The organism is Streptomyces sp. bgisy100 (genome assembly GCF_057709105.1).
In genome coordinates this window covers 161,563-186,837 of record NZ_JBYITE010000007.1, presented here as the reverse complement: position 1 = coordinate 186,837, position 25,275 = coordinate 161,563, and the positions used below count along the sequence as shown (strand labels likewise).

The following is a 25,275-nucleotide window of genomic DNA, read 5'->3' as shown; positions in this document are numbered from 1 at the left end:
CGAACAGGACGACCCGGGGATGTATGTGCCCATCCACCGCTGTGGTTCCCGTGGTGGCGACAGGCGGTTCCCACCGGACCTGCCTGCAGGGTTTCCCGTGGAGGTGTCGACGGCGCTGCTGCGCGTGGGTGTTGCGTGGCGGTGTTGCCACCGGCAACAGCGCCGCCCCGTGGGACCGGTGAGGACTGTTGCCGCAGCGGGGCGCAACAACACGGTACGGGAGAGGGAGTTGCCAGTATCGCCGTTGCCGAGCGCAACACTCCCCGGACGCCCCATGCTGTGCCCCATCGCCGGACGGCCGTCCGACGACGAGAGCGGCCGGTGGGCCGGCCGCGAGCCCGGAGAGGGAACTGGTGGAGCGATCACTGTTGTCGCCGAGAGCGGCACGGGTGCCGTCAGGGACGTTACGGACCGGAGGCCGTCATGGGTGAACTGCGTCCGCTGGCCGACGATCTGGACCACGAGGCGAGGGCTCTGGCACAGGCGCTGCGCGAGTTGTTCGTCGGTCTGCAGGTGTCGGTGCGCCGCTATGCGGCACGACGACTCCGGGACGCGGGCACCTTCTCGCGGTACCTGAGCGGCACCCGCATCCCGCCCTGGGACGTGGTCATGGACCTCTTCACCGACCTGGCCGAGCACCGCGGGACGGCGGCGACCCCGGAGGCGATCGAACTGGTCCGGGGCCTGCACCGGTCGGCCGTGCAGAACAGCGGATCGCCCCGGCACGCCGTGGAACTGCTGGAACAGCAGCTCGCCGACGCCGACCGGGTGGCCCGGAGGTCCACGGCCCACGGCGACGTCCTGGGCGAGGCGCTCCTGGACCGCCGGCACCGCATCGCGGACCTGGAGGTGCGGCTGAGCCAACTGGAGGCGGAGTGGGGCGCGGAGCGGGCACGCGCGGACGCCCTGTCCGCGGCCGCACCGGACCTGGACGGTCTGCTGCGGGAACGCGACACCCTGGAGGCGGAGGTGGGGCGGCTCTCGCAGGAGCTGGGCGAGGCCCGGCGGCGGCGTGACGAGGCGGAGGAGCGCTGCGAACTGCTCGAACGGCAACTGGAGACCATAGAAGCCACCCAGCAGGCAGCGGGCCACCATGCCCTCGTCCCTCCGCCCGAGTCCACGCCGCAGACCATGCCCCGGGTGCTGATCGTGGACGATCAGCCGGACAACCTGCTGGCGATGACCGCCGTGCTGTCCACACTGGACCAGGAGCTGGTGGCGGTCTCCTCCGGCCGTGAGGCACTCAAGGCCCTGCTGGACCACGACGACTTCGCCGTGATCATCATGGATGTGCAGATGCCCGGGATGGACGGCTACGAGACAGCGGCGCACATCAAACGCCGCAGCCGAAACCGGGACGTCCCGATCATTTTTCTCACCGCCATGGGCACCGATGCCGAGCACTCGGCCCGGGGCTATGCGGCCGGCGCGGTCGACTACATCGGCAAGCCCTTCGACCCCTGGGTGCTGCGCGCCAAGGTGGCGGTGTTCACCGGCATCTTCCTCGAACGCCGGCTGCACACTCGCTGACCCGGCTCACCGGCGCCCGGATCCACGAGGGGCCCGGTCCACGAGGGGCCGGCCCCACGAGGTGTCGGCGCACGACCCGTCTCCGCCGTGTCCACCGCGCCCGCGACTACCCGTCATCCACTGGGCAGGGGTGCCTTTCGCGGGACGGCCACCCGAAGGTGTGGTGCCGTGTCCCCAGATCGTGGCCAGGGAGTTTCCCCCGTCGTCACCGGGTGAAAGTCCCGATTGCTCAAGTGATCCACTCCCAGCGTCAGGAGAACGTCATGCACGCTCGTACTTTCCTCAGTGCCGGTGTTCTGGCCGCCGCGGCCATTCTCGGCAGTGGCGCCGCCGCCATCGCCGACTCCGGTGCCCAGGGGGCCGCGGCCGGGTCACCCGGCCTCCTCTCGGGCAATGTCGTGCAGGCCCCCGCCTCGGTGCCCGTCAACCTCTGCGGCAATACCGTCGATGTCCTCGCCGGCTGGAACGAGGCTGCGGACAACACCTGCGGCAGCGACTGACCTGCCGTCCCCCGCACCACGACACCGCTGTGGCGGGCCCCCGCACCGGGCCCGCCACAGCGGTGTCGTCGTGCGGTCGGGGGCGTGCGGACACAGAGGCCTCCGCGGGCTCACCACTCCATGGGCCCGCAGCCCCGGGCGCCGCTGCCGAGCTTCGCTCGCGGCGTGTCAGAGGAACCGGCGGATCGGCGCCACGGCCGCCTCCCGCACCCGTTGCAGCGCCGGGCGCCGCCGCCACCGGCCCGCGTCGATCGGATCACTGACCGCCAGGTCCTCGTCGAAATGACGGTCCAGAGTGCCGGTGAACCCTTCGTCCAGAGCGGTGAGCATGACCTCCTCGTCGTGGTCGAGCGACCGGCGGTTGAAGTTGGTCGAGCCGATCAGCGAAGCGACCCCGTCGATGGTGATGACCTTGGCGTGCATCATCGTCGGCCGGTACTCGTGGATCCTGACGCCACTGGCCACCAGCTTCTCGTAGTGGTTCTGCCCGGCGAGCCGGCAGACGCGCTTGTCGGTGTGCGGGCCCGGCAGCAGGATCTCCACCCGCACACCACGCCGGGCGGTCGCGCACAGCAGCTCGATGAAGTAGACGTCCGGCGCGAAGTAGGCGGTGGCGATCCGCACCCGTTCCTCCGCGGACTCCAGCATGACGCGGATCAGCGTCTCCATGTCCTGCCAGCCCACGCTCGCCGAACCGCGCACCACCTGGACGATCGCATCCCCCTGCGGGCGGTGCTCGACGAACCGGTCCCGCTCGTCGAAGAGCTCCTCGTGGCACTCGGCCCAGTTCTGGGCGAACGCGGCGGCGAGCCCGTCCACCGCGGGGCCGCGGACCTGCACATGGGTGTCGCGCCACTCGTTCTCGTCACGGGCGTCCCCGCACCACTCCTCGGCGATCCCCACCCCGCCGGTGAACGCCGTCTCCTCGTCGAGCACCAGCACCTTGCGGTGGCAGCGGTGATTCTGCTTGAACGGCGAGAGATGGAGAGGCTTGCGGAACCACGACACCTGCACGCCGGACCGCTGCATCGCCGCCAGCTGCTCCTCCTCGATCAGCCGGCTGCCGAAGCCGTCGAGCAGCAGCCGCACCCGCAGACCGGCGCGGGCCCGCTCGGAGAGGGCCTCGGCGAACCGGCAGGCGATGTCCCCGCGCCAGTACACGAAGGTCATCATGTCCACCGTGTGCCGGGCCGAGCGGATGCCGTCCAGCATGGCCGCGAAGATCTCGTCGCCGTTCCGGAGCGGGGTCAGCAGATTCCCCTCGGTCGCGGCTATCCCGATCAGTCGTTCCAGGCGCCGACGTATGCGCTGGATCCGCTCGGCCCCCGGTCTCCCGTTCCGGGTGTCGACAGGGGCGGTCTGCGGTGCTTCATGGGTCGCGGTCATTCTCGTCACCGTTCGGTCCGGAGTGGGCGGCGCCGCGCGGCCGGTGGGGCCGCTGTGACGGCGCGCTGGCCCTGAAGGGGATACCCCCGGCCGGACGAATCATCGCTGCGGCCCTCGCCACACGGCCGCGACCACGGCCCCGACCAGGGGTGACAGCGGGATTGATCATGGAGGGGGGCGACCGGGGCAGTAGTTGATCACTGTGTCGACCATCAGCCGGACGAGAGGCCCCGCCGTGACCGTTCCCGTCACCCCCGAACCCGCCGCCGAGGTCCCTCCGGGCCGTTCGACGCGACAGACCCTGGTTCTGCTCGCCCTCTTCGGATGCCTCGCCTGCGGTGCCTGGCTCGCGGTCAGGCGCGGGATGCAGTGGGCGGTGGCGCATCCGGTCCTGGCCGGGGTGCTGCTCCTGGTGGCCCTGCCCGTCCTGGCCGTCTTCGTCCGCGCCATGCCGCGCCCCGGAGCCCTGCGCAGAGCGGCCCGCGCCGGCATGGCCCACGCCGCGGCGGCCGAGTGCGCTCCCGCCGCCCCGCCGGCGGCCGCGCCCGCCGAGGACGGGGACGGAGTGCTGCGCGGAGCGACCGCCGAGCTCCCCCATGACAGTGCGGCTACCGCCGAAGGCGTCGCTGCCGTGGACTTCGCGGGCCTGGACGCCGACGCCTTCGAGGAGGCCATAGCCGGGCTCTGCGAGCGCGACGGCTGCCGCGACGTGACGGTGGTGGGCGGCGCCGGTGACCTCGGCGCGGACGTCGTCGCGACCACCCCCGACGGACGGCGCCTGGTGATCCAGTGCAAGCGGTACTGCGAGACGAACAAGGTCGGTTCGCAGGATCTGCAGCGGTTCGGCGGCACCTGTTACACCGTGCACGAAGCGGAGGTCGCGGCCGTCGTCACCACCAGCACCTTCACCGAGCCGGCGGCCGAGTACGCCGGGACCTGCGGCATCCTCTGCGTCGACGCGGCCCTCCTCGCCGCCTGGAGCGACGGCACCGGAACGGCCCCCTGGAACTGAGGCCCGGCAACCGGGGCCGAGGCTCCGCGCCCCGCGTCCCGGATCGGCACGGTATGCGGGGCATGAGTCGGGCCGTCCGAGGCAGGAGAGGGGGAGCGCCCGGTACGCGGGCGATCGATGCGCAGGGGAGGAGACCGTGGACCACACGATGTGGGAGTACCGGCCGGAGTGCGGCACCGCACTGGAGCAGTCACTGGTGGGATTCACCGTGCACGCGGCCGACGGCGTGATCGGGCAGGTGGACCGTCAGGACACCCGGCCCGGAATCCAGCATGTGATCGTGGACACCGGAATGTGGGTGTTCGGCAAGAGCGTACTGATCCCCGCCGGGGCCGTGGTGCGCATCGACAGCCACGCCCGCACCATGACCATCGGGAACACCCGCCAGGAGATCAAGGCCGCGCCCCGGTTCACGGTGGACCGCGAGACCACCGATCTCTCGTATCTCTCCGACGTCGGCCACTACTATCTCTCGCTGACCTCCACCTCCGCGCTCTGAGCGGCTCCGGCCACTTCGGAGCGGTCGGCCCGGCCGCGGTGCCCGCACCGCGGCCGCGGCGCACGAGTGGTGCACGAGGATGTGGCCGCCCGGGTGGAGAGGCGGCACGGACACCTCACACGCGGACCGCGCCCGACGACGGGTGCGGTCCGCACGGTCCGTTCACCCGTCGCCAGGGCTCTGTGTCCCGGCCCGCACCGGTTCCGTCGAGCAGGCCTTCCAGCCGTCCGGTCCGGTGATCCGGTCAGCTCGCAGAGGTCCGCAGGGTGTTGACGAAGTCCCTGATCTTGGTGCTCTCATGGGCGGTGCGCCAACTGACCACCGCCCGCGCCGGAGGCAGCCCGGTCAAGGGGACGAACGCCACGTCGGGGTGGCGGTAGTACTGGGTCAGCGCCGTCGAGGTGGCACAGACGTCGGTGCTCGACGCCACCCGGCTGAGCATCTCGTGCTGGGTCTTGACCAGCCGTCCCCGGCGGATGGGCCGCCCGGCCGGAGTCCGCTGCGGCAGGAATCCGTCGCGGATCGCCTTCGGGGCCGCCTGCGGCATCTCGACCATGGTGAGCCGGCTCAGTTCCTCGGCGTCGACCGACTCCCGCGTCGCCAGTGGATGGTCGACCGCCACGGCGAGCACCCGGGGGTACTCGGCGATCACCGGGCCGCTCGTCAGGTCGGGCTCCTCGACGGGCCAGATGGTGACCTGCATGTCAACCTCCGCCCGGCGCAGCGGCCCGAAATAGTCGCCCCAGCGCGTCTCGGTCATGCTGATCGCCCACTCCGGATGGGTCCGGCGGAAGTCGGCCACCGAGGCGTTCACGGCGCCCGCGAACGGCCCCATGAACCCGATGCGCAGCTCGCGCGCGAAGGCCCGGGTCTCCTCGATGGACTGCTGCAGTCCCTCGAAGCTCGGCTTCGCCCGCTCCAGCAGAAACTGGCCGGTCGGCGTGAGGGTCACCCGGCGGCTCGTGCGGTCGAAGAGCTTGCCGTCGACGCGCCGCTCCAGTGACTGGATGAGCTGGCTCACCCGTGGCCGGGACAGGCCGAGCCGGTCCGCTGCCCGGCCGAAGTGCAGCTCCTCGGCGAGCGTCAGAAACGCTTGTATCTCTCCCAGTTCGGTAAACGTCACTTACCGATCGTACAGAAGATGGGCCTTGATGAGGACGGACCGCTTGGGAACGATGGGATCGCTCCGGTAGGCCCTCCCCACGGGGGAGGGAGGGTCTACCGACAACAGCTTCGCCCCAGGCCGCGGCAGGTGTTCGCGCCGCAGCGCCGAGGGGCGGTGACGGACACCGGTCCGTTCCGGTCAGGGCCAGGACTCCGGATCCCGGTCGAGCGGCCGGGGCCGTGGGACACCCCCGCGGTGCCCGTCCCGCCGGATTCCGCACCGGACCTCCCGGAGCCGGACCCGGAGGCCTTACCGGTCCCGCGGGCCCGGCCGGCCGGTCTCGCCCGGGTGCGTCGGAGCCGGTCCGGGCGGGTCCGGGCGCCTGCGGACCGGCACCGGGTGCTGCTGGGCCCGCATCAAACCGGATGCCCAACACGCCCCGCATCTGCAAGGGTTGGATGTATGACACATGAACCTGTGCGGACGGCGCCGCGGACCGGCGGGGACGTCGCGCCGCTGACCGTAGCCGCTGCCGCGATCGTCCAGGACGGCCGTCTCCTTGTGGTGAGCAAGAAGGCGGCGCCCCACGTCTTCTATCTGCCGGGCGGGAAGCCCGAACCGGGGGAGACCGCGCTGGAGGCGTTGGTCCGGGAGCTGGGTGAGGAGCTCGGAGCGGAACCCGTGGAGCCGTCTCTCTTCGCCGAGATCGACGCGATGGCCGCTCTTGAGGAAGTGCCCATGCGGCTGACGGTCTTTCGGGCCGGCCTCAGCCGACCGCCCGTACCTGCGGCCGAACTGGCGGACCTGCGATGGATCTCCGGCCACGACAGTGGCCTGACACTCGCGCCCGCCCTCCGCGACCACGTCCTGCCGCTGCTGTACGGCGTCGGCGCCCTCATCGCCTGACCCGCGTCCGGCAGTCGGCACCCCGCCCGTCCGGCGCCGCCGCCCTGCACGGCGGGGGAGAGGCGGCTCCGGCAGGGCCGGGGGCCGGCCGGAGCCGTGGAGAAACCGTGCTGCGACCGTGGCCCCCGCCGGACCGCACCGAGGGCCGGCGTCGCGGCGGAACGTCCGTCCTCTCAGGGCGTTGCTTTTCTCGCGTGCGGCGGCGGGTCCGGCCCGGTCGGCCTACCCCCGGTTCCCTGGCTTGATCTGTGCGGTGGAGCCGGAGTCGTCGAGGATCAGATCGGCCGCCTTCTCCGCGATCATGATCGTGGGCGCGTTGGTGTTGCCCCGCACCAGCGTCGGCATCACCGAGGCGTCGGCCACCCGCAGTCCGCTCACCCCGTGCACCCGCAGTGCGGAGTCGACCACCGGGCCCATGGCGCAGGTTCCGGCGGGGTGGTAGAGCGTGTGCAGTTCACGCCGGGCGTAGGCGAGCAGGTCGCGGTCGCTGTCCGAGGCCGGCACGCGGTCGTCCGACCGGCGGTGTGCGCGCAGCGCGGGCCGGCCGGCGATGTCGAGCAGCACCCGCAGCGCCCGCACCGCCGCCGCCCGGTCCTCCTCGGTGGCGAGGTAGCGGTGCAGGATGCGCGGCTTGGCGCTCGGCATCGCGGACCGCAGGGAGACCTTGCCGCGGCTGGTGGTGTCCAGCAGGACCGCGCCGTGGTGGAAGGCGTGCCCCGTCGGCCGGCCGAGGCCTTCCTCGTGGAACTGCGCTGGCAGCGCGTGGAGTTGGATGTCCGGGGCGCCCAGGCCGTCGCGGGTCCGGAGGAAGCCGCCGACCTCGCCCCCGTTCGAGGTGAGCGGCCCACGGCCCTCGGACTCCAGCAGGGCGATGTTCTCCGGTGTCTCCGCGGTCCACAGCGACGGGGTGTCGGTGAAGTGGACGAGCGGCAGATGCGGATGGTCCTGGAGGTTCTCGCCGACGGGGAGGTCGGCGCGCGGGGTGATGCCGAGGGCCCGGAGCTCGTCGGCGTCGCCGATCCCGGACAGCATCAGCAGCTGCGGGGAGTTGTAGGCGCCGGCCGCCAGCACGACCTCCCGGTCGGCGTGCCACTCCTCCAGTGCGCCGTGCCGTTCCGCCTCGACCCCGACGGCCCGGTCCCCGGAGAACAGCAGCCGGGTGCAGTGCGCCCCGGTCAGCACGGTCAGGTTCGGCCGCTCCAGGGCGGGGCGCAGATACGCCTCGGCGGTGCTGCACCGCAGCCCGTTCCGCTGGGTGAGTTCGTAGGGGCCGACGCCGTCCTGCTCGGGCCCGTTGAAGTCGGGGTTGAACGGATGCCCCGCTTCCTGGGCCGCCTCCAGATACGCGGCCATCAGGGGGCTGCGGGAGCGGCCCTCGCTGACGGTGAGCGGCCCGCCGGTGCCGTGCCAGTCGGACGGCCCGGCGTGGTGGTCCTCGGCCCGCAGGAAGTACGGGAAGACCTCGTCCCAGCTCCACCCCTTGGCTCCGGCGTCGGACCAGGCGTCGTAGTCCCGGTGATTGCCGCGGATGTAGATCATGGCGTTCATGGACGACGAGCCCCCGAGCATCCGGCCGCGCGGGAGGTACCGCCGCCGGTCGTCCAGCTCCGGCTCGGGCTCCGAGGTGTAGTCCCAGTCGTACTTGGTGCGGAACAGCCGGCCGAAGGCCGCCGGGATGCGGATCTCCGGGGCGTCGTCGGGCGGTCCGGCCTCCAGCAGCAGGACGCGAACGCCCGGGTCCGCACTCAGCCGTGCGGCCAGCACGCAGCCGGCCGATCCCGCTCCGACCACGATGTAGTCATGGCTCGTGTCGTGCATCGGGCTTCCCCTCCCTGATCGGTGATGTACCGCGCGGTGTGCCGACGGTGTCAGCGGTACGGGCCCGGCGCCCCTTCCGCCGTTCCCTCCCGGTGCACGGCCGGGCACGAGCCGTGTCCGGTACGGCCCGGTGGCACGACCGCCCATCATGGAGGGAGCCGCCTCGGTACGGCAGACGGACCGTCGATCTTCGGACACCGGAAGCCGTCCGGTTCCCACGGGGCGACCGGCCCCGCCGAGCGCCGGTGCCTCCCCTCGTCCCTCCCCGGCGCGTGCCTCCGGCCGCCGGTCCGGAAGATCGCAGGCGTGCGGTGCCGCGCGGAGGGTAGGGGTGGCGGCGGACGGGGTACGAGACCGTCCACTGCCGGGTGTGATACCAAGAGCAATGGGTGCAAACCCAGCAGAAGTGCATGGTTGAGAAAGGAGGCGACATGTCGTCGAAGCGACGTCGTAAGAAGAAGGCACGTCGTAAGAACGGAGCCAACCACGGTAGTCGCCCCCAGTCCTGAGTGACGGGTTCGACGGGCCCCGGGTCTCCTGCAGACGCCCTCCGGCGCAGGGGCCGGGACCGGACCGGGCAGTGATGTCCCCACCACGGTGGAGAGCCGCCCGGCGGGAGCCCCGCGTGCGTGGTGTGACGGAGCGGCCGTGCCGACGAATTCTCGTCGGCGCGGCCGCTCCGTGCTGTCGCGCCCGTCCGCTGCCCGTGCGGGCGGAAGCGGACCCCGGTGGGGCGGGCCGCGCGTGGCCTGGCCGCGTCGTCCTGCCGCCGGCCGTGCCGCACCGGTGGTCCGGATCCGGGAGCCGGACGGGTCCGGCCGGCGAGTGTTGCTCAGGCGGGTGCTGCTCAGGCCGGTGTTGCTCAGGCGGTGAAACGGCTGACGAAGCGTCGCTGCCACGGGGTTTCCACCGCGTGCCGCTCGTAGTTCCGGCGGACGAAGTCCACCGCCTCCCGGGCCGGCACCCCGTCGAGGACGGCCAGGCAGGCCAGCGCGGTGCCCGTTCGTCCGCGGCCGCCGCCGCAGGCGATCTCCACGCGCTCCGACGCCGCGCGGGACCATGCCTCGTGCAGCACGGCGCGGGCCCGCTCCGGGTCGCTGGGCAGCCAGAAGTCCGGCCAGCGCAGCCAGACCGCGTCCCAGGGGACCTCCGGGGGCCGGCGGCCGAGCAGGTGGACGGCATGGCCGGGGACCGCACCGTCCGGCAGCGGGCGGCGCAGGCCGCGCCCCCGCACCAGGCGGCCCGAGGGCAGCCGCAGGACACCGGCGTCGGAGGCGTTCCAGGTCTCGGTCATCCACCTCACCGTAGTCGCACCGGCCACCCGGGGCGGGCCGTTCGGCCGGGACGGCGCAGACGAAGGGGCCTGCCCCCCGACCCTCGGGTCACGGGCAGGCCCCACACCGTACCGGGACGGCTACCGCCGGAAGCCGTAGTCCATCAGCTTCTTGGCGTCCGACGTGCGGTTGGCCACCGAGGAGGAGGCGAGGACGGTGCCGATGACCGTCTTGCCGCCCCGGGTCGCGGCGAAGACCAGGCAGTACTTGGCCTCCGGGCCGGAGCCCGTCTTCACGCCGATGGTGCCCGAGTAGCCGCCGAGCAGGTTGTTGGTGTTCGACCACGACATGTAGCGGTAGCCGCCATTGCGCGTGGTGACCTTCTGCTTGGTCGACTTCGTCTTCACGACCGTGCGGAAGGTGGAGTACTTCATCGCGTTGCTCGCGAGCTTGGTGATGTCGCGCGGCGTCGAGTAGTTCGAGCCGTTGCCGATGCCGTCGAACGAATCGAAGTGCGTATTCGTCAGACCGAGGCTCCGGGCGGTGGAGTTCATCTTGCCGATGAACGACTTCACCCGGGCGGACCGGGTGGAACCGCTGCCGAACTTGTCCGCCAGGGCGTAGGCCGCGTCGCAGCCGGACGGGAGCATCAGCCCGTACAGCAGCTGGCGGACCGTGACCTTGTCGCCGACGATCAGGTGGGCCGACGAGGCGGTGTTCGCGACGATGTAGTCGCTGTACGCCTTCTGGATCGTGACCTTGGAGTCCAGGTTGAGATTGGACTGCGCGAGCACCACCCGGGCGGTCATGATCTTGGTGGTGGAGCCGGTGGAACGACGGGTGTCGGCGCTCTTGGTGAAGAGGGTCTTGCCGGTGCCGTTGTTCATCACGTAGCCGCCCTTGGCGGCGATGGTGGGTGTCGCCAGCGTGGCGGCGGCCTGCGCCGGGGCGGCGAATGCCCCGGCCGACAGGACTGCTCCCGCCGTGACGGCGGCCACGGACACGCCTCTTGTGCCCTTAATGCCGGTTTTCAAGATAAATACTCCAAATGACCCTTTGGAGCGGCACCATGGAATGCCGCTTGCACAGGAGACGCTTGAGACACCCCGAAGGATGTGCTCTCGACGCGGAATTCTTCGGGAATTCCGTGGTGCCGGACCGGCGGTGGCGGAATGCGTACTCCGACCCGCCGATCCGGCTCCTCTCCCACCCGGATCACACCATGGTGAACGGGGCTGCCGCGAGAGGCCCGTTCGCCATCCGAGGCGCCCGGGGCGTGCCGCCGTGGTCAGTGGCAGGGAACGGTGCGGCTGCCGCGGGCGCGCCGCGGACGTCCCGGAGGTGACCCGCGGCCGGCCCGCACCGCGGCGCCCGGCCGGCCGCCCCGGAGGACGGCCGGCCGGGCGGCGGGACGTCAGCCGCTCGGCGGGGGGAGGTGGGCCGGCCGGCCGGAGCCCCGGGTGACGGAGTATCCGCCGATGGCGGCCAGAGCGCCGAGCACACCGCCGGCCACCGTCCACAGCCAGCGGTCCGACCACCAACCGGAGGACCAGCCGCCCTCCGGTTCGACGGCGGCCGGCGGGGCCTTCGCCGCGGAGGAGTCCTCGTCCTCCGCGGCGGCGGCCGCACCGGCGTGCGGCACGAGCGGGGAGGCGAGCGCACCGTCCACCGCTTGCGCGCCGCCCTCGTCCGACGACGTCACGCGGACGGCCGCCCGGACCGGCAGCCCGAGGTCCCGCTCCTTCAGATCGAGCACGGTCAGCCGGATGTAGTACGCACCCGGCAGCGGGTCGTTCGACCAGGGCTCCGCCCAGCCGCGCACCGTCCGCAGGGTGCAGGAGAGCGTGACCGACCGGTCGCCGGCCTCCGCCGTCCGGGTCCGGCTGCCGTACTGGCAGTCCTGGCGGCGGCGCAGCCCGTCGTGGACGTCGATCTGCCAGGTGGACGCCCCCTGCCGGGTGGCCGACTCCGGCAGTGTCACCGTGGCCTTCACGGTCGCGCGCTGGCCCACATCGGCCGGGAACACCCAGTACAGGTAGTCGCCGGCGGACGCGTCCGCGGTGGCACGCTCTCCCATCCGGACCGGCGTCGCGGTCCGGAATCCGGTGCCCGCCCCGGTCCGTGCGTCCCCGCCGCCGTCGGCCGGATCGTCCGCCACGGCGGAAGCGGCCGCTCCCAGCAGCGCGGCACCGGCGAGCACCGCGCCGGTCAGTACCGTTGCGATCCGCATCAGTTGGTCCTCCAGACGGTGATGCGCCAGCGCGTGATCCAGCCCCAGAGCAGACCGGCCAGCAGACCGGTGAGCACCAGCACGCCGAGCAGCCACCAGCCGCGGCCGAGGCCGAAGGCCGCCACGTCCGAGGGCTCGTCGGGGGAGTCCACCAGGTCGACGGTCAGCTCCAGCGGCATGCCCGGGGTGGTCTTCACCGAGGCGGGCGCCGAGAAGGAGTTGCTCACCTGCAGGCAGACGGTCTCCGCCGGCGGCTCCTGCGAATCCTGCGCGTCCTGCGGTGCCTTGGGGTAACGCAGGCCGGTGGAGATCGTGTCGGTGCGGCCGTCGCCCGCCTCCGAGCCGCGGACGATCTCTCTGCCGTGCGTGGTCACGGCGCGCAGCAGAACACCGTAGTCGTTGTTGACGGCGCGGTCGGCGCCGACGCTCACCGAGGCGCGCAGCTCCTGCCCCGGCTTGACGTCCACCCGGTACCAGCGGTGCTCGCCGAACTTCTCCCGGTCGGTGTAGAGACCCGCCTTCAGGCCGGGCGCGTCGGCGCACCGGTCGGCGCCCTCGGTCGCGACCGGAGTGGCGACCGGGTCCGCGGCGCGATCGACCAACTGCTTGACGCGGCCCGAGAGTTCGTTCGTGTGCTGCACGGAGGTGTAGGTTCCGCCGGTGGCCTCGGCGATGCAGACGAGCTGTTCGCGGGTCTTGGCGTCCGGGATGAGCCCCAGGGTGTCGACGACGAGATGGGTGCCCTTCGCGGCGATCTCGCGGGCGACCTCGCACGGGTCGAGCGGGGCGCAGGTGTCCTCGCCGTCGGTGATGAGCACGATCCGCCGGGTGGCGTCGCCGCCTTCGAGGTCGTCGGCCGCGCCCAGCAGCGCGGGGCCGATCGGTGTCCAGCCGGTGGGCGCCAGGGTGGCCACCGCCGTCTTCGCCTCGGTGCGGTCGAGCGGGCCGACCGGGTAGAGCCGCTCGGTGTCCTCGCAGCCGCGTTTCCGGTTCTCGCCGCGGTAGTTGGCGCCGAGGGTGCGGATGCCGAGCCGGACCTCTTCCGGTGTCGCGTCCAGCACCTCGTTGAAGGCGCGCTTGGCCGCCAGCATCCGGGACCGTCCGTCGATGTCGCGAGCGCGCATCGAGCCACTGACGTCGAGCACCAGCTCGACCTTGGGGGCTTCCTTCGCCGCCGGTTCGTCGGCGGCGGCGTGGGCCGGGAAGGGCCCGGCGGCCAGGGCGACGAGCAGGCCGCCCACCCCGGCCGCCCGCCGTATTCTCTTGATCATCGCCGGATCCTATGGAGCGGCGGGCCCGGTCTCCAAACCGGCTGCTCCGACGGCCGCTTCGCCGGTGGTCCCGTGGGCCTCGTGCCTCTTGGCTGCCGGATCCGGCCCGGCCCCGGGTGAACTCCGGGACCGGGCCGCACCATTGGAGGCCGGGGAGTACCGCCGACGACGGGTGTGTCAGCTGTGGGCCATGTCGGCGAGCCGCCGGGTGAGGGTGTCGAGCCCCTGGAAGGTGGCACCCAGCAGCGCGACGTGTTTCCAGTGCAGCGTGCCGTCCGGACCGATGAGGAACACCGCGCGACGCAGCCCGATGCCGGGCGCCGCGATGCCCAGCGAGCGGGCGACGGCGCGGTCGGTGTCGGCGAGCAGTGGCATCCTCAGGTCGTGCCTGCGGGCGAACCGCTCATGGCTGTCGACGTCCTGCGGGCTGATCGCCCACACCTCCGCGTCCTGCTCCCGGAACTGCTCCAGACCGGAGGAGTAGGAGCACAGCTGCTTGGTGCAGACGGCCGTGTCGTCTCCGGGGTAGAAGGCCAGCACGAGCGGCCTGCCGCGGTGCCGGGAGAGGGCGTAGTCCCGCCGTTCGAAGGTGTCACCGGTCAGCACGCCGCCGGGCAGGACGAAGTCGGGCACGGCGGCGCCGGTGCGCGGTGCGGAAGCCATCAGTCGGTCCAATCGGTCGGGAACGGGCGGCCTGCGGCACGGTTCGTGCGCCGCACGCCCCCGGCGCGCGGACGGCCCGTCCGCGAGAGGGACGATACTGCTCCCGGAGCGGGCCCCCGGAGGGCGCACTCCCGGGGGCGTGCGCCGCAGCGGAACAGGGGGACCCGTGACATGGGCCCCCAGGTGACGGGCGATCTGCACCGCGAAGTGCCCCACTCCGCCCGCGGCGGCATGGACGAGAACGCGCTGCCCCTGCCGCACCCCGGCGGTGTCGACGAGAATCCGTCAGGCGGGGGGTGCGAGCGCGGCCGGCGGCACCGCGGCCGCCCGGTCGTGGCCGAGCGCGGCGGGCTTGCGGGCGAACTTCCGGGCCGGCGCGGTCACGTTCTGCGGACGGTTTTCGTGTGTTGCCGCTTGGCCCACGACAGCAACAGGACAAGGCGGCCCGTCGTCGCGCCCTCCAAAACGTCCTACTGGTGCGACGTCCTGGTAAGGCTCCGGCCGCGGCTGATACGCGCCGCGGAGCGAACCCTGGTGAGCGGTCCGCGGCGAGAAGCGGGTATCGGAGAGGATCACGCCCTACGCAGTCCGTGCTCAGACCGAAGCCCGGTGTCGGCCGTCCTCGACATCAACCGGAGCAGCTGGGGACTCGAAGGAGCCAAGGCCGTCCTCCGCCTCCGCGCCGGCGGCACCCTCGACGCCTTCTGGACCTTCCCCACCGAACTCGAACACCACCGGCTCTACCCGGGCCACTTACCGGCTGACCGCCTGACCCACGCCCTTCACTCCAGAAGAGCTGCACATCCCGGTTCGGCATCCTTACGTGCTCGGTGGTTCCGGGGGCGCCTTGGCGATGGTCACAACGGTCTCAGCGCGGACACTGAAGACCTTTTTGCCATCGGCGGTGGTGAACTCCACGAACGCGTCCCTCACCGCGAAGTCGTCTGCCTCCACCTTGCGTTCCCTCAGGGGAGGGGTCCTGGGTGTCGTGTACTCGACGAGATAGACGTTCACGCGTGCACCTCCCGTAGCTGATGAGGCATCGTCTCATCGGTACATCTCACGCGCTGCGCACCGACCCGACGGGGGGACGCCGTCACCCGATCGGCGGGCCATTCAGGTGGCCGGCCGCGTCTCAGCGCGCCTCGCTCCGGATGCCACGCGAATATGACGATAGGAACACGACGAGGTGAGGAGCATCTCGATGACGTACACAGTCACATTCCTGGGCACGTCATCACTCCCAGTGACGTCCAGCGGCGGTGCATATCGGATCTGGTCGTACAAGGTTGAGGGCTCCAACACCGAGATCGTCACCGGGCGCCGGATGACCATGGCCTTCCCGGGCAGCGTCACGGTGGTCGATCCGAGTGCGTATCCCGGCGTGGACGCGCTGAACGGGACTCTCGTGTGGCGAAGCCCGGAAGGGACACGCCAGTACGTGGCGGCCCGGGCCGGCACGCCCGGCAGCGTGGTGATCGCATTCGTCGCGGCGGCGCAAACATCCAGCGGCCAGGTCCAGCTCTTCAAGGCCACTCCCGGCAACGAGTTGGTGGAAGTCCAGTACCAAGCCGTTCCCGACGGCGGCGACGCCAGCCATTCCCAGCGTCTGGTCGTGCCCGCTGCCGGCGCGCCCGCGTTCACCGGACGGCCGTTGTACGACTTCGCAGGGGCGCTGCCGTACGACAGCGAACTGTTCGGCGTCTACCAGCCGCTGTCCGGGTGGGTGGGGGCGACGGCCGGAATGTCTGCGGTTCCGATCCACCCGTCGTCCGATATCGGCAACCTCACCCGTCCGAATTTCCACGGGAGCGACGCCCTCACGCTCGTCCAGCCCGGTCTGAGAGCCCTGGCCGACCGCTACAGCGCTAGCGCGGGGGGAGCACTGTCGCCGGTGGGATTGGTCAACCTCTTCCGCGAGTACTTCTTCGAGTTCGACAACTTCCTGGGCACCCCCTCGGGACACATCTGGGTCAGCCCGGGAGGCACCGTCGAGGTGGTGGAGAGCAGTACACGGCGCACCCTGGTCGAGAAGGTGGTGGAGCAGTCGGAGGAGGTCTCCCGCAAGAGCGAGGACAGCCTCACCGATCAGACAGATGTCTCGGACGCTGTCAAGGAGGAGAACTCCAACGACACGAAACTCGGTGTCAGTGCCACCGGTGGGGTGAATGCCAAGATTTATCATGCCGACGCCAGTCTCAGTTTCAGTACCCAGAACACCGTCAAGCGGGGTGCCGAGGCGACGCACAAGCGCGCCCGTACGCAGACCTCCAAGGTCACCAGCGAGATCAAGCGGAACTTCAAGACAACGTTCCGGACGGTTACGGAGACCACCGATACGTCGAGCCGGCGCTACGTCCTGCAGAACACAACCCTCGAGCTGGTGAACTACGAGATGCGGCGCAAGATGCGCAAGGTCGGCATCCAGCTGCAACACGTCGGAACACGCCTGTGCTGGCAGATCCACCTCATGGATCCCGGCAGGGAACTCGGCCTGGGGGACATGGTGCACGTCGTTCCCGCGCCCGACCTCAGCGCGGTCCAGAAGCCGGAGAAGATCCCGGAACCGACGAGCAAGGAAGTGCCCTACCACTTCGAAATCTCCTTCCAGCACGAGCAGGGCCCGGACGACGAGGCCGAGGAAACCTATCTACCCGAGCCGGGCAACGATTGCCGGGGACTGAACGATACTCCCGACTACCTCCCGGGGAAGGACGACATCATCCAGTTCTGCTTCCCCAAGCCGCTGCCACCCGTTCCGGAGGGCTACACCTTCAGCAAGGTGCATTCCCTGGACAAACACGGCGCCCAGGTCGAGTTCGCACCGTTCACAGTGAATACGTCGACCAACCCTCACATGCTCAACGTGAAAATGACGTACGCCAACTTCCAGGGCCGCAAATCCCTGCCATTCGACGTCACGCTCGTCTACGAGCCGACGGAAGAGGCCAAGAACAAGGTCAGGGCACTCAACGACGCGGCACAGGCCGAATACCAGAAGGAGGTGGACCGGATCCAGCACGAGGCGTACGGCCAGGCCGTCCGTGAGCGGCTGCGCCTGATCAGCTCGATGCGTGTCCGCTCCTCCGACGACCTGCGCAACGAAGAGCGGCGGTGCGTGTTCCGGAAACTGATCAAACAGCTGCCGGAGGGCATTTATCCCACGCCCAACAACAACACGCCGTACCTGGAGGCGGAAGAGATCCAGAAGTTCTTCGACGTCGGCGAGATGCTGTACTTCGTCTCCCCCGACTTCTGGCGCGCCGGCGCGGTGACCGCGCCCACGCCCGACGCCCAGAGCACCGGAAGGTATCCCGTACGCCCCATCCCGAAGCCCGCACCCGGCAACACACTGCTGCCTTTGGCCGGCCAGACAGTCGCAGGATGGTACTCCGGTGCGGATTTCTACGCGCTGCCCAATAGCACATCGCCATCGCCGCCGTACGAGTGGCGGGTCAACTACCTGATCTCCGAAGAGACCGTGCCGGCGCCCCTCGGAAGTTCATTGGGCTGGCTGATCCAAATCGACGCCGACGAGCGTCGCAATGAATTCCTGAACGCCGCCTGGGCCAAAGTGGTCTTGCCCGTCCGGCCCGGCCAGGAACAAGCAGCGCTCGCGTGGCTGAAGAAGGTTGAAGGAGAAGCCGGCCTTGGTAAGACGTACACAAGACAGCCAGACGACCCTGACGACTACCAGGGTAAGACGGTCGGCCAGGTTCTGGACCTCCTCGCCACGCACCTGCGGTCCCTGGCCCAGGAGAAGTTCGACACGACCCTCGCCGCCGACAAGGTCTTCGAGAACGGGTTCGATCCCCTGGCCGGCGGCTTCCGCCCCGCGGAGCCCTATCGGATCTTCGATCAATGGGTCGAGGTGCTCCCGACCGACCAAGTCGTCGCCGTCAGCGTCAAGTACGACCCCAAGACGGGCCAGCAGCTGTGAACACGACGCACACGAGCCAGGACGGCACTGGTTTTCGGGCATGCGGACGCGGCAGCGTATGACGGTGCTCTCCAACGACTGGCGGATCACCGCCTCCAGCGCGGCAAAGAGCTCACGGCACACCGCGGGCGTGCGCTCGAGCTCGCGCAGGAAGCCGTTGGCGACGAAAGGCGCCAGCAGGCCGTGGAGGCACATCATTGCCCCGGCCTCGATCGCTCCGCTTAGTCGAGTTATCCGACGAAAGGTCACGGCCCCTCACATCCCGTGATCATCGGGGTGCCGGTGGAAGAACAGGCAGCAACGTAAACGACGATAGCCCCCAGGACATGCGGTGAGTAAGGTTGCCAGCCCGATGATGACTGACGCATTCGCCCGGTTTCAGCCACTCCAGGGCCCTGGCTACAACGTCCTCAAGCCTGATGGCACAACCGAGACCGATCTCCTGCTGCCGCTCATGTTCCACCGGGACCGCGCCATCGACGTGCCGGGGCGGCGCGTACTGGATGCGGGCAAACCCGACGGTCTCAACGTCCGAACGGTCCAGTACACCGACATCACGGGCGGCCTGGCGGACGAGCACGGGACCGTGCTCGTCGCGGAACGGGAGAAGGGAACCCAGCTCTTCCTCATGTGGGTTTCGCGGACCGCCGCGCTGCACCTGAAGGGCCGGACAACGGAAAAGGTCAATGTGCATTTCCTGTTTCATCCGCCCACATACCGGGATTGTTATACTGAAACCACGTACTGGACCGGTACCTGTGGCATCGACGGAAAAGAAAGATACTGTGTCGATCAGGGATTCAAAGGGCAGCAGCCTTACGTCCAGCTCGGTGAACGCTATCTCTGCACGGGCGAGACGGGCTTCCGGGCGGTGGCCCAGCATTTGCTGGCGTCGGACCGGTTCGAGCCGAATGTAATCTACGTGGTGCCGGTGGCGTCCATGCGAGGTGGCAATTTCGACGACCTTCTCACGGCCGAGACCCTGGCTCGCGCAGTTCAGGACGTGATCATCTTTGCGTCCAAGAAACTCGCGGGAAGTACCGTTGTGGACGGCTTCGTTGACTTCGGTGAGGTGATGCTGTCCGGCTACAGCCACAGCGGCGATCGCGTGGAGAAACTGCTTCTCACTGTTAGCGACACGCCGTTCTTCCGTAGGCATCTCTCGCAGATCAACCTTTTCGACCCAAACCTCGACGAAAAGGATGCGGGAATCCGTCTGGCGCGATTTAAGGCGCTTCTTGAGAAGGCAGCCCTATGGAAGAAGAAGATCAATCGCGATGCCCGGATTTTCGTCTACACCTCTTATGGAGATCACCAACAGGCAATGCTCGGCAGCGGCCTGAAGCTCGAGTCGCCAACCGTGGTGAACCTCGACACCGTCAAATGGGGGTTCGACCGGAGCGGTGCTCCGCCCCCGGCGCCCCCGGCCAAGGGGAGTGGACGACCACGGGGCAGTGGCGTCGAAGCCTATGACCACGACCGCACCGTGGGTCTGGTCCACATTCCGATCGCATTCTTCCGGCACTGGCTGGAGACTGAACTCGACAACCCGTCCGGCTGGGACCATGACTTTCGGGCCGACAGCGGCCACGGACACGGCTGGATCCTCCGCACGCTCATGTCACATGCCCTGTCCCATGCCGCACCGTCATGGTTCGGCGCACAGCGCGGCTTCAAGGCGGCCACTCCAATCGAGAAGTCAAAGCCGGAACGACCGGTGCTCCCGGACGGCTGAAGTCCTGTCGCGGCTCTGAGGAGCGAGCATCTCCTCGAGAGAGCTGCCGGGCAGCTCCAGCGGCCCTCGTCGGCCCGCGGTGAGTACGCCGGCACCCTCGTCCTGCGCCTCGCCGGGTTCATAGATGTCAAGACGATCGGACTCATCTCGACCCGCATGCCCGACGGGACCCCGGGCTTCTCTCTCCCCCCCCCGTCAGGTCGAAGTCCGCAGAAGAGCAGGAACCACCATCACTCGCGTCGACACCACTCAATGAACGCCTCGGCGACTCTCCTTGGCGAGCGGGGGGGGCGTAGCCGGGTTTACGGTGCCGGGCTGATGTTGCCGTTCTTGTCCATCTCGAAACTGCCCTGGGTCTTGCCGTCGACCTTGGTGTGCTTGAGCCAGTGCTTCGACAGGTTGTGAAGGTTCTTGTGCTGACTTTCCCAGGGCATCGAGTGGCCGGCGCACTTCACCGTGACGAGGAGTTTGTGAGGTCCTGTGATGGCGTCGTAGAGCGCGGGGACGTGGAAGTCGAGCGCTGGGTTGGAGCTGGGCGGTGTGGTGTTGGCCGTCTGATCGTGCTCGCCGTGCACGATCAGCACGGGCACGCGTCCGCCGAGGATGCCTCCTTGCCCGGCGGTGGTGTTGTTCCAGCCCCATGTCACGAAGTTGCGAAATCGGCTGACGCCCGCCGGCTGTCCGGAGGGAAGGAGCTTTCCCCAGTCACGGCCGATCGGATCATTTTCCAAGAGGGCCTTCCACGCAACGTCGACCATGCCGGGCTCGTGCTGGTTCGCGCACTTCATGGCCAAGGCTTGTTCGATGCTCATGCGGGTGAGCACGTGGGTGGGGAAGCCGGGTACCGGCAGGGTCGGCGGGTTCGAGGGGCCCAGCGGAGGGAAGATCGGGCCGAGGAGGAACAGACTTTCCACCTTCCCCGGATTCTTGATTGCGTACGGCCCCATGGCGAATGCGGCCGCCGACCAGCCGATGAAGGCGATCTTTGAAACGTTGCGCTTGTTGCGGATGTACTCGACGACGGTGCTGAGCTCGTCCTGGTCGCTCTGGGAGTTGGTCAGTACGAACGGATAGCTCGCCGTTCGTGGGCCCGACAGCGGAGGAGTGACGGCAGCCTGCTGGCTGGGATTGACATTGCAGGGATCCTCCATCCGGGGACGCGGCGACCGGCCAGAGCCCTGCAGGTCCATCATGAAGACGTCGTAACCGGCCTGTGCGACGGCCTTGGCCCACCCGTACGAGGTGTGCTGGAGATCGTAGCCCGCCAGCACCGGCACACTCCTGCCATGCAGCATGAGGACGGCCGTGCGGTTCGCAGGGGGGCCGGAGGGCGTGCCGTCGTGTTCTCGTACGAACAGCTGCACCTTCTGGCCCGCGTTCGCCGGGACAGTCGACGTGTGAGGGACCGAGTGGTCGGTCGTGGTGATGGCCATGAAAGGGTCTCCTTCTGTCGGCCCCCTCGTCGGTCTCCTTGCAAGCCAGAGTCGGTCAGGCGTGAAGCCCGCGCCACAGCAGGCCCGCCGACCGTGTGTTGCCCCATCCCTCGTCAGGCGCCTCCGTCGAGCTCCTGCCCGAGCAGCGCGGCGGCTCGCCCAGCACACCCGCCATGCCGCCCCCGGAGCGGGTCTTCCAGTCGACCGGATTCACCCCCGCGGAGTGGACCCGCACCAGGACCTCGGCCGGCCGCGGCACCGGCCGCCGGACGTCGGCGGGGCGCAGGGTCTCGGGTCCGCCGAAGGTGTCCTGCACGATGGCGCGCATGGTGGGGGCGGGGACGGAGCCGGTCATCGGGTCTCTCCTCGAACGCGGAGTGCCGTCGCGCACCCCTGGGGATGCGCACTGCGCGGGCCCGGATCGTCGCCCGCGCGGCATGCCGGAAGCTATTCCCGAGGCGGCAAGGGCATCCACTATCCATGGGGAAGTGACCAGGCCAGGAGGTATCCGCATGACCGCGAGCTGCACCACGGGCAGCCATGACCAGCACGATGTCCAGACCGCGCTGTGTCCCGGGCGCGAGGTGTTTCGACCTGCCGGCCAACAAGTGGACCGCGCTCGCGATCGGCGCCATGGAAGAGGGGCCGCAGCGTTTCGGCGTCCTCCAGCGCCGGCTCCAGGGCGTCAGCCCGAAGGTACTGACCGCGACCCTCCGGCGGCTGGAGGCCTGGGGCTTCGTCGACCGGACCGTCATCCCCGCCGTCCCGCTCCACGTCGAGTACGCGCTGACCGACCTCGGCCGCAGCGTCGCCCGTCCGCTCGCGACCGTCCGGCACTGGGTGGAGGCACACCTGGACGCGATCGGCACCCCGTCCGGAGCCGCCCGTCCGGAGCCGCCTGACCGGCGCCGGACTCGGATCGGCGACGGGCCCGGCCCCGGCCCGCCGCCCGGCCGTGGGGCCCGGCCGGACGAGGCCGGGCCTGGTCGGCCTGCGGTCGCTGCGGGGCCGGACGCATCGCGGGTTCCTCTCCCTGCACCCGGCCCCATGCCCGGCCCGCGCCCTGCCCCGTGGCCGGTGCCGCGGCGCGGACCTCACCGAACGGGCGACGCGGAGGCCCCACTGCCCCGGTTGTCCGGTACCGGACGGGAGAGCATGCTGAGGCTAGGGCCTCTCGTTCGGACGAGACCGGGCTCACGGGGCCCGGCACCGCACCGCGCAGCGTTGTCGTCGGGCCCGGCCGGGTCGGCCCCGGGACGAGCCCGGCCCGGTGATCAGCCCGGGGCACGCAGCCATCCGGTTCCTCGGCGTGAGGCAGGGGCGGTATGACCGACGACGCCCGTCCCGGCGGGGCGATACCGGACAGCGGAAGCCCCCCGCCCTGGGCCACGATCCTCATCGACGACAGCGGCGTGGTCACCGGCTGGAGCCCCCAGGCCGAGCGGCTGCTCGGACGCCCGGCGGCGGAGGCCGTCGGAGGACCGGCGGCCGAGCTGTTCCTCCCCGGCACCGGTCCGCCCGTCTGGACGCTGCCCGACGGGACGGACGAGTGGGCGGGCGGGATCACCGTGCGGCACCGCGACGGCCGGCCGCTCCACCTCGCCGCCTTCGCCCACCGGCTCCGGGAGAGCGGCACCCGCGCCCAGTGGCTGCTGATCACCGGCTTCCCCGGGGGATCCCCCCTGCTGGGCGAGGAACGCTCCCTCCTGGACTGGCTCTTCACCCGCTCACCGGTGGCGCTCACCGTCTACGACACCGACCTCCGCTGCGTACGGCAGAACGCCGCGATGACCCGGCTGATCGGCATACCCGAGGAGGAGCGCCGGGGAAAGCGCCTCTCGGAGATCCTGTCCGGCTCCGATGCCGAGGTCTGGGAACGGCGCATGCGTCAGGTGCTCCAGACCGGCGAGGCCGCGCACGCCGGGGAGATCCACGGCCGGGTGACCGCCGACCCCGACCACGACCACACCTTCTCCGCCACCGCCTCCCCGCTGGAGGACCGGTACGGCCGCATGCTCGGCGTCTGCACCACCGTCACCGACATCACCGAACAGAGCCGCAGCCGGGAGCGGCTGGCCCTGCTCAACGAGGCCAGCGACCGGATCGGCAGCACCCTGGACCTGACCCGCACCGCCCAGGAACTCGCCGACACCGCCATCCCCCGGCTCGCCGACTGGGTCCACGTCGACCTGCTGGAAACCCTGCTCCACGGCGACGAACCCGGCCCGTTCACCGGCAGCGTCGCCCTGCGCCGGGTGGCCCACCAGTCCATTCGGCGCGGGACACCGGAGGCCGGCCGCCAGCCCGGTGACGTGGACATCTACCCTGCCCAGTCGCCACCGGTGCGCTGCATGGCGACCGGCCGCTCGATCCGGCAGCGGGTCACCGACCGGGCCACCCAGGAGTGGCTGGCCCAGGACCCGATCCGGGCCAAGGGATTCCGCCTGCACCAGTTCCAGGCGATCATGGGCGTCCCCATCCGGGCCCGCGGCACCACGCTCGGCGTCACCCTCTTCCTCCGCCGGACCAACGCCCCCTTCACCGACGACGACCGGCTGCTCGCCGAGGAACTCGTCGCCCGTGCCGCCGTCTGCCTGGACAACGCCCGCCGCTACCTGCGCGAACACACCACGGCCCTCACCCTCCAGCAGACGCTGCTCCCGCAGACCCTCCCGCCCCAGGCAGCCGTCGAGGTCGCCTCCCGCTACCTGCCGGCCGGCGGGCGGACCGGCGTCGGCGGCGACTGGTTCGACGTCATCCCGCTGTCGGGGAAGCGGGTGGCCCTCGTCGTCGGGGACGTCGTCGGCCACGGCATCCACGCGGCCGCCACCATGGGCCGGCTCCGCACCGCCGTGCGCACCCTCGCCGATGTCGACCTCCCGCCGGACGAACTCCTCACCCATCTCGACGACCTCGTCACCCGCCTCGCCGCCGAGGAACGGCTCACCGACACCCAGGCCGCCGACCTCGGCGCCACCTGCACCTACGCCGTCTACGACCCGGTCTCCCGGAGCTGCTGCATCGCCCGCGCGGGGCACCCGCCGCCGGCCGTGGTCTCCACCGACGGCACCGTGGACATCCTCGACATCCCCGCCGGACCACCGCTCGGCCTCGGCAACCTGCCCTTCGAAGCCACCGAGATACAGCTCCCCGAGAGCAGCCTCGTCACCCTCTACACCGACGGGCTGCTCAACTCCCGTGAAGGGGACGTCGACCACGGGCTCGACCTGCTGTGCCGCGCGCTCGCCCGGCCCCAGCCGTCCCTGAGCGCGCTGTGCGACCACGTGCTCGAGGACCTGCTGCCCGCCGGTGCCCCTGCCGACGACGTCGCCCTGCTCATCGCCCGCACCCGCACCCTCAGCGACGACCAGATCGCCGTGCTCGACGTCCCCGCCGACCCCGAATTCGTCAGCCGGGCCCGGTCCTGGGCGCAGCAACGGCTGGCCGCATGGGGACTGGAGGACAGCGCCTACATCACCGAACTGGTCGTCAGCGAGCTGGTCACCAACGCGATCCGCTACGCGCGGGAGCCCATCCAGCTGCGGCTGCTCCGCGACCGGACCCTCATCTGCGAGGTGTCCGACACCAGCAGCACGGCTCCGCACATGCGGCGCGCCCGGCTCTCCGACGAAGGGGGCCGCGGACTGCTGCTCGTCGCCCAGCTCACCCAGCGCTGGGGGACCCGCCACTCACGTGAGGGCAAGACCATCTGGTGTGAACAGATGGTGGCCGAGGAGTGAGACGACGAGGATCGGAGCGGGGCCACAGCCGCCGCGATGACCTCGGCGGCTCTCGTCGAGCGACGAGGGCCCGCTGCCAAGTGGATCCGCCAAGTGAGCCCGGGAGAACGGTCGTTGCGATGGTCCGAGGGATGTATCCAGTATCGCCGCCGCGGCGCCCGCTGTCACCGTTCTGCGGAACGATCTTCGTCGTGGATCGCGCCCCTACGGTGGTGGGGAACCGACCACCCCCC

Annotated in this window: 20 protein-coding genes and 2 pseudogenes; 10 read left to right on the top strand and 12 right to left on the bottom strand. The window is 70.4% G+C overall.

The annotated features are described in order from the left end of the window. Nucleotides 1-423: 423 nt before the first annotated feature. Both AC3EQ1_RS07565 and AC3EQ1_RS07560 read left to right on the top strand, forming a co-directional pair. Complete coding sequence (locus AC3EQ1_RS07565) at nucleotides 424-1,530, top strand: response regulator (protein ID WP_432093505.1); 1,107 nt, start codon at nucleotides 424-426, stop codon at nucleotides 1,528-1,530. 263 nt (nucleotides 1,531-1,793) lie between these two features. Continuing rightward, complete coding sequence (locus tag AC3EQ1_RS07560; RefSeq protein WP_432093504.1) at nucleotides 1,794-2,030, top strand: chaplin; 237 nt, start codon at nucleotides 1,794-1,796, stop codon at nucleotides 2,028-2,030. 168 nt (nucleotides 2,031-2,198) lie between these two features. Here AC3EQ1_RS07560 and AC3EQ1_RS07555 read toward each other — a convergent pair whose 3' ends face one another. Further along, nucleotides 2,199-3,416 (bottom strand): phospholipase D-like domain-containing protein, encoded by a 1,218-nt coding sequence (locus AC3EQ1_RS07555; protein ID WP_432093503.1) that lies wholly within the window; start codon nucleotides 3,414-3,416, stop codon nucleotides 2,199-2,201. 235 nt (nucleotides 3,417-3,651) lie between these two features. Between AC3EQ1_RS07555 and AC3EQ1_RS07550 the strand changes: the two genes are divergently transcribed. Together AC3EQ1_RS07550 and AC3EQ1_RS07545 are read left to right on the top strand one after the other, a co-directional pair. After that, entirely contained in the window at nucleotides 3,652-4,428 is a 777-nt protein-coding gene (locus AC3EQ1_RS07550; RefSeq protein ID WP_432093502.1) for a restriction endonuclease, read from the top strand. 136 nt (nucleotides 4,429-4,564) lie between these two features. After that, nucleotides 4,565-4,927: a PRC-barrel domain containing protein gene (locus AC3EQ1_RS07545; RefSeq protein ID WP_432093501.1), complete on the top strand. Its 363-nt coding sequence runs from the start codon at nucleotides 4,565-4,567 to the stop codon at nucleotides 4,925-4,927. Between the two features lie 244 nt (nucleotides 4,928-5,171). Here AC3EQ1_RS07545 and AC3EQ1_RS07540 read toward each other — a convergent pair whose 3' ends face one another. Next, the gene (locus tag AC3EQ1_RS07540; protein WP_432093500.1) at nucleotides 5,172-6,050 is read right to left on the bottom strand and encodes a LysR family transcriptional regulator; all 879 of its coding nucleotides are present in this window, start codon (nucleotides 6,048-6,050) and stop codon (nucleotides 5,172-5,174) included. 444 nt (nucleotides 6,051-6,494) lie between these two features. Between AC3EQ1_RS07540 and AC3EQ1_RS07535 the strand changes: the two genes are divergently transcribed. Then, nucleotides 6,495-6,938 carry an NUDIX hydrolase gene (locus AC3EQ1_RS07535; protein ID WP_432093499.1) on the top strand — a complete coding sequence of 148 codons (444 nt, stop codon included), beginning with the start codon at nucleotides 6,495-6,497 and terminating at the stop codon, nucleotides 6,936-6,938. Nucleotides 6,939-7,160: 222 nt separating this feature from the next. On the opposite strand, the gene AC3EQ1_RS07530 is transcribed toward AC3EQ1_RS07535, so the two are convergent. Next, nucleotides 7,161-8,756: a GMC family oxidoreductase gene (locus AC3EQ1_RS07530; protein ID WP_432093498.1), complete on the bottom strand. Its 1,596-nt coding sequence runs from the start codon at nucleotides 8,754-8,756 to the stop codon at nucleotides 7,161-7,163. A 431-nt stretch (nucleotides 8,757-9,187) separates the two neighbouring features. Between AC3EQ1_RS07530 and AC3EQ1_RS07525 the strand changes: the two genes are divergently transcribed. Next, on the top strand, nucleotides 9,188-9,265 hold the full coding sequence (locus tag AC3EQ1_RS07525) for a 50S ribosomal protein bL37 (protein WP_370443954.1): 78 nt from the start codon (nucleotides 9,188-9,190) through the stop codon (nucleotides 9,263-9,265). A 353-nt stretch (nucleotides 9,266-9,618) separates the two neighbouring features. Here AC3EQ1_RS07525 and AC3EQ1_RS07520 read toward each other — a convergent pair whose 3' ends face one another. The 7 genes and pseudogenes from AC3EQ1_RS07520 to AC3EQ1_RS07490 form a co-directional block, all read right to left on the bottom strand. Further along, nucleotides 9,619-10,050 (bottom strand): phosphatase domain-containing protein, encoded by a 432-nt coding sequence (locus AC3EQ1_RS07520; protein ID WP_432093497.1) that lies wholly within the window; start codon nucleotides 10,048-10,050, stop codon nucleotides 9,619-9,621. 120 nt (nucleotides 10,051-10,170) lie between these two features. Next, nucleotides 10,171-11,064, bottom strand: coding sequence for a D-alanyl-D-alanine carboxypeptidase family protein (locus AC3EQ1_RS07515; protein ID WP_432093496.1), 894 nt, complete (start codon nucleotides 11,062-11,064; stop codon nucleotides 10,171-10,173). A 380-nt stretch (nucleotides 11,065-11,444) separates the two neighbouring features. Then, a complete protein-coding gene (locus tag AC3EQ1_RS07510) occupies nucleotides 11,445-12,260 on the bottom strand; it encodes a hypothetical protein (RefSeq protein ID WP_432093495.1) in 816 nt (271 codons plus the stop codon). Further along, a complete protein-coding gene (locus tag AC3EQ1_RS07505; RefSeq protein WP_432093494.1) occupies nucleotides 12,260-13,531 on the bottom strand; it encodes a VWA domain-containing protein in 1,272 nt (423 codons plus the stop codon). The genes AC3EQ1_RS07510 and AC3EQ1_RS07505 overlap by 1 nt, the downstream gene beginning before the upstream one ends. 177 nt (nucleotides 13,532-13,708) lie before the next feature. Next, complete coding sequence (locus AC3EQ1_RS07500; protein WP_432093517.1) at nucleotides 13,709-14,194, bottom strand: peroxiredoxin; 486 nt, start codon at nucleotides 14,192-14,194, stop codon at nucleotides 13,709-13,711. Between the two features lie 162 nt (nucleotides 14,195-14,356). After that, nucleotides 14,357-14,578, bottom strand: a pseudogene (locus AC3EQ1_RS07495) (NADP-dependent oxidoreductase); the annotation flags it as partial. A 435-nt stretch (nucleotides 14,579-15,013) separates the two neighbouring features. Beyond that, nucleotides 15,014-15,208: a hypothetical protein gene (locus tag AC3EQ1_RS07490; RefSeq protein WP_388858111.1), complete on the bottom strand. Its 195-nt coding sequence runs from the start codon at nucleotides 15,206-15,208 to the stop codon at nucleotides 15,014-15,016. Nucleotides 15,209-15,398: 190 nt separating this feature from the next. Here AC3EQ1_RS07490 and AC3EQ1_RS07485 point away from each other — a divergent pair, with 190 nt between their 5' ends. Together AC3EQ1_RS07485 and AC3EQ1_RS07480 are read left to right on the top strand one after the other, a co-directional pair. Then, nucleotides 15,399-18,134, top strand: a complete 2,736-nt coding sequence (locus AC3EQ1_RS07485) for a hypothetical protein (RefSeq protein ID WP_432093493.1) — start codon at nucleotides 15,399-15,401, stop codon at nucleotides 18,132-18,134. Between the two features lie 331 nt (nucleotides 18,135-18,465). Next, entirely contained in the window at nucleotides 18,466-19,869 is a 1,404-nt protein-coding gene (locus tag AC3EQ1_RS07480) for a hypothetical protein (protein WP_432093492.1), read from the top strand. A gap of 302 nt (nucleotides 19,870-20,171) precedes the next feature. Here AC3EQ1_RS07480 and AC3EQ1_RS07475 read toward each other — a convergent pair whose 3' ends face one another. Next, entirely contained in the window at nucleotides 20,172-21,302 is a 1,131-nt protein-coding gene (locus tag AC3EQ1_RS07475) for an alpha/beta fold hydrolase (protein WP_432093491.1), read from the bottom strand. Between the two features lie 148 nt (nucleotides 21,303-21,450). Further along, a pseudogene (locus AC3EQ1_RS07470) lies at nucleotides 21,451-21,657 on the bottom strand (NADP-dependent oxidoreductase); the annotation flags it as partial. A 185-nt stretch (nucleotides 21,658-21,842) separates the two neighbouring features. Here AC3EQ1_RS07470 and AC3EQ1_RS07465 point away from each other — a divergent pair. Together AC3EQ1_RS07465 and AC3EQ1_RS07460 are read left to right on the top strand one after the other, a co-directional pair. Then, nucleotides 21,843-22,631: a winged helix-turn-helix transcriptional regulator gene (locus AC3EQ1_RS07465; RefSeq protein ID WP_432093490.1), complete on the top strand. Its 789-nt coding sequence runs from the start codon at nucleotides 21,843-21,845 to the stop codon at nucleotides 22,629-22,631. Further along, complete coding sequence (locus AC3EQ1_RS07460; protein ID WP_432093489.1) at nucleotides 22,628-25,042, top strand: SpoIIE family protein phosphatase; 2,415 nt, start codon at nucleotides 22,628-22,630, stop codon at nucleotides 25,040-25,042. The genes AC3EQ1_RS07465 and AC3EQ1_RS07460 overlap by 4 nt, the downstream gene beginning before the upstream one ends. Nucleotides 25,043-25,275 lie beyond the last annotated feature (233 nt).

Bases quoted from the DNA above. Each gene is read 5' to 3' on its own strand.
- AC3EQ1_RS07510 (WP_432093495.1), bottom strand. From the start codon at position 12,260: ATGCGGATCGCAACGGTACTGACCGGCGCGGTGCTCGCCGGTGCCGCG.
- AC3EQ1_RS07505 (WP_432093494.1), bottom strand. From the start codon at position 13,531: ATGATCAAGAGAATACGGCGGGCGGCCGGGGTGGGCGGCCTGCTCGTC.
- AC3EQ1_RS07500 (WP_432093517.1), bottom strand. From the start codon at position 14,194: ATGGCTTCCGCACCGCGCACCGGCGCCGCCGTGCCCGACTTCGTCCTG.
- AC3EQ1_RS07460 (WP_432093489.1), top strand. From the start codon at position 22,628: ATGACCGACGACGCCCGTCCCGGCGGGGCGATACCGGACAGCGGAAGC.
- AC3EQ1_RS07565 (WP_432093505.1), top strand. From the start codon at position 424: ATGGGTGAACTGCGTCCGCTGGCCGACGATCTGGACCACGAGGCGAGG.
- AC3EQ1_RS07560 (WP_432093504.1), top strand. From the start codon at position 1,794: ATGCACGCTCGTACTTTCCTCAGTGCCGGTGTTCTGGCCGCCGCGGCC.
- AC3EQ1_RS07555 (WP_432093503.1), bottom strand. From the start codon at position 3,416: ATGACCGCGACCCATGAAGCACCGCAGACCGCCCCTGTCGACACCCGG.
- AC3EQ1_RS07525 (WP_370443954.1), top strand. From the start codon at position 9,188: ATGTCGTCGAAGCGACGTCGTAAGAAGAAGGCACGTCGTAAGAACGGA.
- AC3EQ1_RS07530 (WP_432093498.1), bottom strand. From the start codon at position 8,756: ATGCACGACACGAGCCATGACTACATCGTGGTCGGAGCGGGATCGGCC.
- AC3EQ1_RS07485 (WP_432093493.1), top strand. From the start codon at position 15,399: ATGACGTACACAGTCACATTCCTGGGCACGTCATCACTCCCAGTGACG.
- AC3EQ1_RS07535 (WP_432093499.1), top strand. From the start codon at position 6,495: ATGACACATGAACCTGTGCGGACGGCGCCGCGGACCGGCGGGGACGTC.
- AC3EQ1_RS07475 (WP_432093491.1), bottom strand. From the start codon at position 21,302: ATGGCCATCACCACGACCGACCACTCGGTCCCTCACACGTCGACTGTC.
- AC3EQ1_RS07520 (WP_432093497.1), bottom strand. From the start codon at position 10,050: ATGACCGAGACCTGGAACGCCTCCGACGCCGGTGTCCTGCGGCTGCCC.
- AC3EQ1_RS07465 (WP_432093490.1), top strand. From the start codon at position 21,843: ATGACCAGCACGATGTCCAGACCGCGCTGTGTCCCGGGCGCGAGGTGT.